Origin of the sequence: Enterococcus sp. 3H8_DIV0648 (assembly GCF_002140655.1) — a bacterium.
Lineage (GTDB): Bacteria > Bacillota > Bacilli > Lactobacillales > Enterococcaceae > Enterococcus_A > Enterococcus_A hulanensis.
The window spans coordinates 1,581,322-1,589,770 of sequence record NZ_NGLG01000001.1 but is presented as its reverse complement, the minus strand read 5'-3'; the positions used below and the strand labels follow the sequence as shown (position 1 = coordinate 1,589,770).

The 8,449-nt window shown below is 38.6% G+C and carries 11 protein-coding genes; 9 read left to right on the top strand and 2 right to left on the bottom strand.

The window, feature by feature from the left end; all coding sequences use genetic code 11:
* The first annotated feature begins 165 nt into the window (after positions 1-165).
* The 6 genes from liaF (at position 166) to A5875_RS07365 (ending at position 4,731) form a co-directional block, all read left to right on the top strand.
* Positions 166-888 (top strand): cell wall-active antibiotics response protein LiaF, encoded by a 723-nt coding sequence (gene liaF / locus A5875_RS07390; protein WP_088933008.1) that lies wholly within the window; start codon positions 166-168, stop codon positions 886-888.
* Positions 885-1,985: a sensor histidine kinase gene (locus tag A5875_RS07385; RefSeq protein ID WP_088933007.1), complete on the top strand. Its 1,101-nt coding sequence runs from the start codon at positions 885-887 to the stop codon at positions 1,983-1,985. The genes liaF and A5875_RS07385 overlap by 4 nt, the downstream gene beginning before the upstream one ends.
* Positions 1,986-2,076: 91 nt before the next feature.
* Complete coding sequence (locus A5875_RS07380; RefSeq protein WP_088933006.1) at positions 2,077-2,709, top strand: response regulator transcription factor; 633 nt, start codon at positions 2,077-2,079, stop codon at positions 2,707-2,709.
* A gap of 108 nt (positions 2,710-2,817) precedes the next feature.
* Complete coding sequence (locus A5875_RS07375; RefSeq protein WP_088933005.1) at positions 2,818-3,483, top strand: potassium channel family protein; 666 nt, start codon at positions 2,818-2,820, stop codon at positions 3,481-3,483.
* A gap of 10 nt (positions 3,484-3,493) precedes the next feature.
* Positions 3,494-3,787 (top strand): HesB/YadR/YfhF family protein, encoded by a 294-nt coding sequence (locus A5875_RS07370; RefSeq protein ID WP_088933004.1) that lies wholly within the window; start codon positions 3,494-3,496, stop codon positions 3,785-3,787.
* A gap of 11 nt (positions 3,788-3,798) precedes the next feature.
* A complete protein-coding gene (locus A5875_RS07365; RefSeq protein WP_088933003.1) occupies positions 3,799-4,731 on the top strand; it encodes a glycosyltransferase family 2 protein in 933 nt (310 codons plus the stop codon).
* 12 nt (positions 4,732-4,743) lie between these two features.
* On the opposite strand, the gene A5875_RS07360 is transcribed toward A5875_RS07365, so the two are convergent.
* Entirely contained in the window at positions 4,744-5,691 is a 948-nt protein-coding gene (locus A5875_RS07360; RefSeq protein ID WP_088933002.1) for a phosphoglycerate dehydrogenase, read from the bottom strand.
* 90 nt (positions 5,692-5,781) lie between these two features.
* Entirely contained in the window at positions 5,782-6,597 is an 816-nt protein-coding gene (locus tag A5875_RS07355) for a DUF1189 domain-containing protein (RefSeq protein WP_088933001.1), read from the bottom strand.
* Positions 6,598-6,758: 161 nt separating this feature from the next.
* Between A5875_RS07355 and A5875_RS07350 the strand changes: the two genes are divergently transcribed.
* The 3 genes from A5875_RS07350 to A5875_RS07340 form a co-directional block, all read left to right on the top strand.
* A complete protein-coding gene (locus A5875_RS07350; protein ID WP_088933000.1) occupies positions 6,759-7,226 on the top strand; it encodes a GtrA family protein in 468 nt (155 codons plus the stop codon).
* Positions 7,227-7,298: 72 nt separating this feature from the next.
* Positions 7,299-7,907, top strand: a complete 609-nt coding sequence (locus A5875_RS07345) for a superoxide dismutase (RefSeq protein WP_088932999.1) — start codon at positions 7,299-7,301, stop codon at positions 7,905-7,907.
* 258 nt (positions 7,908-8,165) lie between these two features.
* On the top strand, positions 8,166-8,449 hold a 284-nt coding region (locus tag A5875_RS07340; protein ID WP_254911857.1), incomplete at its 3' end, for an endolytic transglycosylase MltG.

The following is an 8,449-nucleotide window of genomic DNA, read 5'->3' as shown; positions in this document are numbered from 1 at the left end:
CAATATATTACAAATTTAGGCGTGGAAACAGACCAGATGATTTCATTGGTCTAAATAGCAGTCACTTATAGTGGCTGCTTATTTTTTACATCTTTAGACCGATAGTATTTATTATCTAAAGAAAGTAGAATAAGGTATAAATAAAAAGTTGGGAGGAAAGACAAAATGAAAAGTCCATGGCGCTTTTTCATTGTAATTGAAGCCTTACTTGCAATTTTCTTATTATGGCAATTATCTTCAACTCCTGCGATGTTGATTATGTTACTCTTTGGGGTATTAAATATATATTGGGCATTGCGAAAACATCGTCGTCGAAAATTCCAATTGATCTTAGGATCAGTGATTGTGATTATTTGTTTAGTGAATAGTCCTGCGACTTGGTTAATGTTGATTTTTGCAGTAATATTTCTTGGCCTTAAGGGCTTCGAGATTGCAGGTATTTCAATGCCGAATCATTCCTTAAAAAACAAAAAAAGCATCGTGATGGTTGAGACAACTGATCCGACAAGTCACAATGGTGAGCGTAAAAAGCAAAGCTGGATCGGTAATGATCGAATTGGTACGCAAGTTTTTGAATGGGATGACATTAATGTAGCTATTTTGGCTGGCGATACGATTGTTGACCTAGGAAATACACTATTGCCGAAAGACGATAGTATTGTGATCGTACGCAAGGGCTTTGGCCGAACACGTATTTTAGTTCCGTATGGTATCGGAATACTCTTTGAGCATGCGACCTTATATGGTAAAGTTGAACTTGATGATGAGACACAAGTTCTTCGTAATGAAACGATCAAAATGTACAGTGAGGATTATGATGAAAGTCCTCGTAGATTGAAAATAGTGACTAACACATTGGTTGGGGATGTCGAGGTGATCCGCGTATGATGGGGAAATACTCCCGTTTACAGATTTCTCTTTACTCTGGTTTGATCTCCTTTTTGCTGATTTTAACAACACTCTTTTTATACATGTATGCTATTGGGAAAAAGCAATTACTTGCACAGTTATTCATTGCGCGAATCTTTTATATTCCACTGTTTGTTCATATTATTGTGATTTCTTTGACGGTAAGCGCAGTGGTCTATTTTCTTGTGACATTTTTGGAAAAACGTCAACTAGGAAAAATTGAAGGAAAGCTACAAAGCTTAGCTTCAGGTAATTATGATCAACCTTCATTGGATGTCGCGATTTCACAAAATAAGGAAATGCTGCTGGTCGATCATGATATCAAGCGCATCAAAGAAAAACTTGTAAGTATGTCGCGAGAGCTGCAGCAATTGAGCAGTCAGCCTCAGATGGTAGATGGTACGACGAAAGAAAAGATTTTAGAAGAAGAAAGACATCGTTTAGCTCGGGAACTGCACGATTCCGTTTCTCAGCAGCTTTTTGCGGCGATGATGATGATGTCTGCGCTCAATGAACAGTCGCAGTATTCGGAAGAGTTAGAGCCTTATAAAAAGCAATTAGCGATGGTAGCTGATATTATTAATGCGGCTCAGTCAGAAATGCGGGCGCTGCTGCTTCATTTGCGACCAATCAGTTTAGAAGGAAAAAGTTTACGACAGGGTATCGAGCAATTATTGAAAGAACTGCAGACAAAAATCCAAATTCAGTTAAAATGGGATATTCAGGATATTTGTGTTTCTGCCAGTATCGAAGATCAATTATTCCGAGTAGTACAAGAATTACTATCTAATACGTTACGGCATGCAAAGGCCAATGAATTAGAAGTTTATTTAAAAATTGTCGGACAGAACATTTTATTGCGTGTGATTGATGACGGTGTCGGTTTTGAATCGAAAGACGAACACGCCGGCAGTTATGGACTGCGTAATATTCGCGAGCGAATTGCTGGTGTTGGCGGCTCAACAAAAATAATTAGTTTTAAAGGACAGGGAACAAGCATTGAAATCAAGGTTCCCGTTGTAGGAGAGAAGCGTTCAACGATGGACAGCTCTTTAAAGATGGACGAAGCAGATTAGTCATATGATAAAGCAGAATCTGTAATGAACGAGATGAATGCTTCGTAGCATGAACAGGTATTTTAAATTAATAGGAATTAGGAGGCAGAGGATGATACGAGTGTTATTAGTGGATGATCACGAAATGGTTCGGTTAGGGGTTTCTTCTTATCTATCGATTCAAGCGGATGTAGAAGTTGTAGGAGAGGCCGAAAACGGCGAAGAAGGCTATGAGAAAGCCATGGACCTTCGACCAGACGTGATTTTGATGGACTTGGTAATGGAAGTAATGGATGGGATCGAATCGACCAAGAAAATTTTAAAGGATTGGCCAGAGGCAAAAATTTTGATCGTAACTAGTTTTATCGATGATGAAAAAGTTTATCCGGCTATTGAAGCGGGCGCATCTGGCTACTTACTTAAGACGTCGACAGCTCATGAGATCGCCAATGCCATCCGCAAGACCTACAATGGTGAACGGGTGCTGGAACCTGAAGTGACTACGAAGATGATGGAACAATTATCCAATCGTAATCGACATGTTCTTCATGAAGAGTTAACGAATCGTGAACAAGAAATATTGCTGCTGATTGCCCAAGGTATGAGCAATCAAGAAATTGCCGATGAATTATTCATTACGTTGAAAACAGTTAAGACGCATGTATCAAATATACTTGCTAAATTAGAGGTTGAGGATCGCACACAGGCTGCAATCTATGCATTTAAACACGGGTTAATAAAATAGAGAGTCATTCTCTGTTTTATTAACCCGCTCTTTGTTATACTATGAATTGTAAGTTTTACAAGTGATGGGAATCAATTAATACAATATTGTGAAGTGTAAGGAGATATCATGAAACAAAGTTTTGTCATTATTGGTTTAGGAAGATTTGGCGGGAGCATCTGCCGGACATTGATCGAATCAGGTCAGGAAGTTTTAGCGATTGACAGCAGTGAGGATCGAGTGAATGAGTATATGAATATCGCGACGCACGCTGTGGTTGCTAACGCGCAAGATGAGATGACTCTTCGTTCTTTAGGTATTCGAAACTTTGACCATGTGATCGTAGCGATCGGAGAGGACATTCAAGCAAGCATCTTGGTGACTTTGATGGTCAAGGAAATGGGCGTGCCGAATATTTTGGCAAAGGCGCAAAATGAGTATCATGCCCGTGTATTAGAAAAAATCGGCGCTGACCGTGTAGTACATCCTGAACGTGATATGGGGCAACGAATCGCCCATAATTTAGTCTCGAAAAATATTTTAGATTACTTAGAACTTTCAGACGAATTTTCATTGGCGGAGATCAATGTGACCAATCGGAAATTTTATGGCAAAACATTAGATGAACTTGATTTTCGTCAACGATTTGGCTTGAATGTAGTGGCTATTCGCCGTGATAACCAAGATCCGATCGTTACACCGCCAGCCGAGGAGATTGTGCAAAAGAATGATCATTTAGTGGTTATCGGCAGAGACGAAGATGTGGACTATTTAGATGAAAAAATGAATGGATAGGTGAAATCAAATGAAATTGACTATAACACCCGAAGCTCAAGAATGGTTCAAGCGAGAACTTGAATTAGCAGAAGGTCAAGGTATTAAGTTTTATGGTAAAGTATACGGGAAGACTCAGGTTCATGATGGTTTTTCAGTGGGAATGGCAGTGGACAGTCCAGAAAGCCCATTAGTTAAAACAATGATCGATGATCAGCTTTTTTATATCGAGGAAGCAGACGAATGGTTTTTTAAAGGGTATGATTTAGTAGTAGATTATGATTCCGAACTGGATGAACCCAAATACGATTTTAACCAAGTTTAGGAGTGGCTTGAATGATATCAGTAATTGTTCCTTGCTTTAACGAAGAGGAAGCAATTCCTCTTTTTTTTGCGGAGATGGAGAAAGTAAAAAAGAAGATTTCTCATGATTTTGAATATATTTTTATTAATGACGGATCGGCGGATCAAACGCTAGAGGTGCTGCGTGAGTTAGCGCTAAAGAATCGTTTTGTTCGCTATATTTCTTTTTCTCGAAATTTTGGGAAAGAGGCTGCCTTATATGCGGGGTTGCAGGCTGCAAAAGGAGATTTAGTCACAGTAATGGATGTTGACTTGCAAGATCCGCCAGAGCTGCTGCCGCAAATGATTGAAATGATTGAGACAACAGATATTGATTGTGTTGGTACTCGTCGAGCTGATCGTAAGGGAGAGCCATTAATTCGTAATATATTTGCGAAAGCTTTTTATCATTTGATTAATCGAATCAGTGAAACTGAGATGGTGGATGGCGCACGGGATTATCGCTTGATGACTCGTCAAATGGTGGATGCAGTATTAGAATTGACTGAGCATAATCGTTTTTCGAAAGGTTTGTTTAGCTGGGTTGGTTTCAAAACCGAGTATATTTCTTTTGAAAACCAAGAGAGGATTGCTGGGAAAACATCTTGGTCCTTCTGGGAATTGTTCAATTATTCAATTGATGGAATAGTGAATTTTTCTGATATTCCGCTAAATATTGCTTCTTTTGTCGGTGCTTTTTCTTGTTTGGCCTCAGGAATCGCGATGATCTTTATCATTGTTCGTGCCTTAATATTTGGCGATCCAACGTCAGGGTGGCCGTCATTGGTGACGATTATTCTATTTATTGGCGGCGTTCAGCTGCTGTGCATTGGTATCATCGGAAAATATATTGGTAAGATATTTATGGAGACGAAGAAACGTCCTGTTTATATTGTTAAGGAGACTGAAAAAAAGTTGGAGCAATAGGCTCCAACTTTTTTAATACCCTCGTTTCAATTCTACTTGATTAACTGACAATTCTCTATTTGCTACATAGTTTTTCAGATTTGCTAAAAAGATTTTCATAAACTTGTTTTGAAAATCAACGGTCAAACCAGAGATGTGAGGTGTAATTAAAACATTTTCGAAATCCCAAAATGGACTTTCTTTTGGCAGCGGTTCTTCTTCAAAAACGTCCAGAGCAGCAAAAGCAATATGTTTTTCTTCAAGTGCCGTTATCAATTCTTTAGTGTGAACAGTATCGCCTCGTCCGACATTTATGAATATGGCGGACTTTTTCATTTTCTCAAAAATGTCGCTGTTAAAAATATGATAGGTTTCGTGTGTTCCTGGCAGGATGCCCACTACGATGTCCATCTCAGATACAATTTTTGACAAGTTTTTGATTGAGTATGTCTCAGTGAAGCCTTCGACAGGATGGCCTGTGGTGTTGATTCCATAAGTATTTACACCTAAACTGCGAATTGATTTGGAAAGTTGCTGACCAATATGGCCGGTTCCTACAACTAATAAATTTTTTCCAGCTAATTGATCATAATGAATGGCATCTTGTCCCCAGATTTTTTGTTCTTGGTTCTTGACGGATTGGTTTAATCCGCGGTAATAGCCCAGCAAAACGCCGATGATGTGCTCACTGATGGAAAGAGCGTGGATGCCGCTACCATTAGACAATAAAATATCTCGATCAGAAAAGTCATTCAACGGCAAGTAATCAACGCCGGCAGAGATGGATTGGACCCATTTTAACCGATCAGAAGCAAGAAGCTGTTCACTAAATTTTTTTGACCAGCCAACGGATATTTCTACAGCTGGCAATTCGTCTTCGGTTAGTTCTGTCTTAACCTGATAATCGGGAGCGATGGCTTGAATCTTGTCGCTGAATTCTTCGCGAAATTCGCGTTGTAAGAAAATAATTGGTTTCGTCATAGTAATCTCCTCATTTCTTTTAGACCTAGAAATCTCGATTTTATTCTAACAAAAATCCCAAAAAAAAACTGCTTACAGAATCGTAAGCAGTTAGTTGGTCGGTAATTCAATTTTTGGGAAATAATGAGTGACTCGCAAAAAGATGAATAGGCTGATGAACGTAATTAGCAGACTCGAATCAAAATTTGGTTGGAACAACAAAATGATTGTTGCTAAAATGGTCGGGATTGTGGCACAAAAGATGATTGTTTTAAAGCAATCAAAGAATGTCACGCGTCTCAGTCTCAATTTTGCGACGATCATCCCGGCAATGCCTGCAAAGACTAATGTCACAAACAAATTGATGAAGGAAGGATAAATTCCTGCCAGCAACATTACAAGTGGTGTCCAAACGGGCATCTCCCAATCTTCCAGTCCATCTCTGATTTTATCGCCAGTCATATTTTTAAATGGTTCTTGCTTGTAAGAAAATTTCAGCACATTATCACCGAACATTGCGGAGCTGACACCGCCGTAGTCTGGTAAAACGAGTAATGCCTGATTTTTTAATAGTCCCACACTGAAATAATTTCCAACTAAATCCTTTTCAACGTCTTTTTGTGTACGCTTGCCCTCAGGATCAAAGGTCAAGATGATCGAATCCGTTTGATAGATGAATCCTTTTTCCGGCTTCGTTGTTTTGATCTCGCCATCTTCGATTTTGAAATCCGGGATCTTTTCTACGATCTCCAGACTATCTGTTTTGATTTGATTCATTACCTGAAGTGCTTGATAGACACTTGGAATCGCTAGAAGCAGGCTCAAACCAAGCAAGTAAACAATCGATTTCCAGAATGGTGTGTCCTTGGCCGATTTTAAATCCTCAAAACGGAAAAGAGATCCTTTGATTAATTGACGAAAAGTCATGTGATCGCTCCAATCTTTTTATACAAGTGCCATTGTAGCGAAGTAAGCTTGAAATAACAAGGCGATCTGTAAAAATGTAAAAAGAATTCAAGAAAGAATTGACTATTAGTTTCAGCTTCGCTATCTTAATTTAGAAGAGAAGAATAGGAAAGAGAGCAATCATGAAAATCTATCAGTCGTTTAGAAATTATTTGGAAGAAAAAAAACTATGGGAAGTTTTTATCTATCTATTTTTCGGCGGATTAGCCACCGTTGTAAATATTGTTACATTTACTTTAGCGTATCAGGCTTTTCATTTGAGTTGGCCGGTCTCTAATGCTATTTCATGGATTTGTTCCGTATTATTTGCTTTTGTGACGAACAAATTATGGGTATTTCAATCAAAAACAGAAGGCTTTCAGGCTTTGGCATGGGAATTTGGTAAGTTCATCTTTTACCGTGTGCTTTCTTTTGGAATGGATATGGCTTGTATGTACGTATTTATCGACATGCTGCGCACGGGCAATCTGATCGCCAAAATAATCACGCAAGTTGTAGTCGTAGTCGCGAATTATGTTTTCAGTAAAGTCTTTATCTTCAAGAAGGTTGAGTTCATCGAAGACGAGAAAACGAATTCTTCGCCACGATAGGCATATACTTTGAAGATAGTTGCATTGTTTGTTACAGTTAGGTTGTAAGATATTTTAAGGAGGAATTTGAACATGGCTTATACTTTACCAGATCTACCTTATGGCTACGACGCGTTGGAGCCTTATATCGATGTTGAAACGATGCACTTGCATCATGACAAGCACCACAACACTTATGTAACCAATTTAAATGCTGCGATTGAAAAATATCCAGAATTAGCGGAACAATCAGTCGAAGAACTCGTGACAAACCTAAATGAAGTTCCTGAAGATATTCGTACAGCAGTGCGAAACAATGGGGGCGGACATGCAAACCACAGCTTCTTCTGGAAAATCATGGCACCAAATGCTGGCGGAGCACCAACTGGCGCAATCAAAGATGCAATTGACGAAGCATTCGGCAGCTTTGAAAAAATGAAGGAAGAATTCAAAACAGCTGCAACTGGTCGTTTTGGTTCTGGCTGGGCTTGGTTAGTATTGAACAACGGCAAATTAGAAATTACTTCAACGGCAAACCAAGATAACCCCTTGACTGACGGCAAAACACCAATCATTGGTTTAGATGTTTGGGAACATGCTTATTACTTGAAGTATAAAAATGTACGCCCTGACTACATCGCTGCATTCTGGGATGTTGTAAATTGGGATCAAGCAAACGAAAATTTAGCAGCTGCTAAATAATCAAATAAAAAGTTACAGAAAGAAAGATTGGCTTGGCTAATCTTTCTTTTTTTGTGATCATTTTTGCTTAAGTTTGGTGTCCTTCCAAAAATCTTCATATTTTTATGGTATAAATCAAATTTAAAGGGCGAATAAGCAATTAATACTTTTTAAATTTCTGTTATATAAAATTAATTATTTTTAGCCTGTCTCTTATACACATCTAGATGTGTATAAGAGACAGATATATTAGAAGATGGCGATGTTATCCGTGATGGCATGGTATTTAACTTCTACACGAAATTCAAGAACTTAACGAATTTCCAAGCCGGTTATTATCAATTTTCACCAAACATGACCTTGGATCAAATTAGTAAAGAATTACAACAGGGAGGCAGCGCTGAACCATTGGATGATGCTTCAAAACTGACTGTTCCTGAAGGGTACGATGTTGATAAGATTGCAAGCTTAGTTGCTAAAAAGACAGATTTCAAGAAGGAAGACTTCATCAAAGTAATGAAAGATGAAAAATTCTTCGAGCAATTGAAGACCCAGTATCCAGA

Coding starts and splice junctions, on each gene's coding strand:
- liaF (WP_088933008.1), top strand. CDS start 166: ATGAAAAGTCCATGGCGCTTTTTCATTGTAATTGAAGCCTTACTTGCA.
- A5875_RS07385 (WP_088933007.1), top strand. CDS start 885: ATGATGGGGAAATACTCCCGTTTACAGATTTCTCTTTACTCTGGTTTG.
- A5875_RS07380 (WP_088933006.1), top strand. CDS start 2,077: ATGATACGAGTGTTATTAGTGGATGATCACGAAATGGTTCGGTTAGGG.
- A5875_RS07375 (WP_088933005.1), top strand. CDS start 2,818: ATGAAACAAAGTTTTGTCATTATTGGTTTAGGAAGATTTGGCGGGAGC.
- A5875_RS07370 (WP_088933004.1), top strand. CDS start 3,494: ATGAAATTGACTATAACACCCGAAGCTCAAGAATGGTTCAAGCGAGAA.
- A5875_RS07365 (WP_088933003.1), top strand. CDS start 3,799: ATGATATCAGTAATTGTTCCTTGCTTTAACGAAGAGGAAGCAATTCCT.
- A5875_RS07360 (WP_088933002.1), bottom strand. CDS start 5,691: ATGACGAAACCAATTATTTTCTTACAACGCGAATTTCGCGAAGAATTC.
- A5875_RS07355 (WP_088933001.1), bottom strand. CDS start 6,597: ATGACTTTTCGTCAATTAATCAAAGGATCTCTTTTCCGTTTTGAGGAT.
- A5875_RS07350 (WP_088933000.1), top strand. CDS start 6,759: ATGAAAATCTATCAGTCGTTTAGAAATTATTTGGAAGAAAAAAAACTA.
- A5875_RS07345 (WP_088932999.1), top strand. CDS start 7,299: ATGGCTTATACTTTACCAGATCTACCTTATGGCTACGACGCGTTGGAG.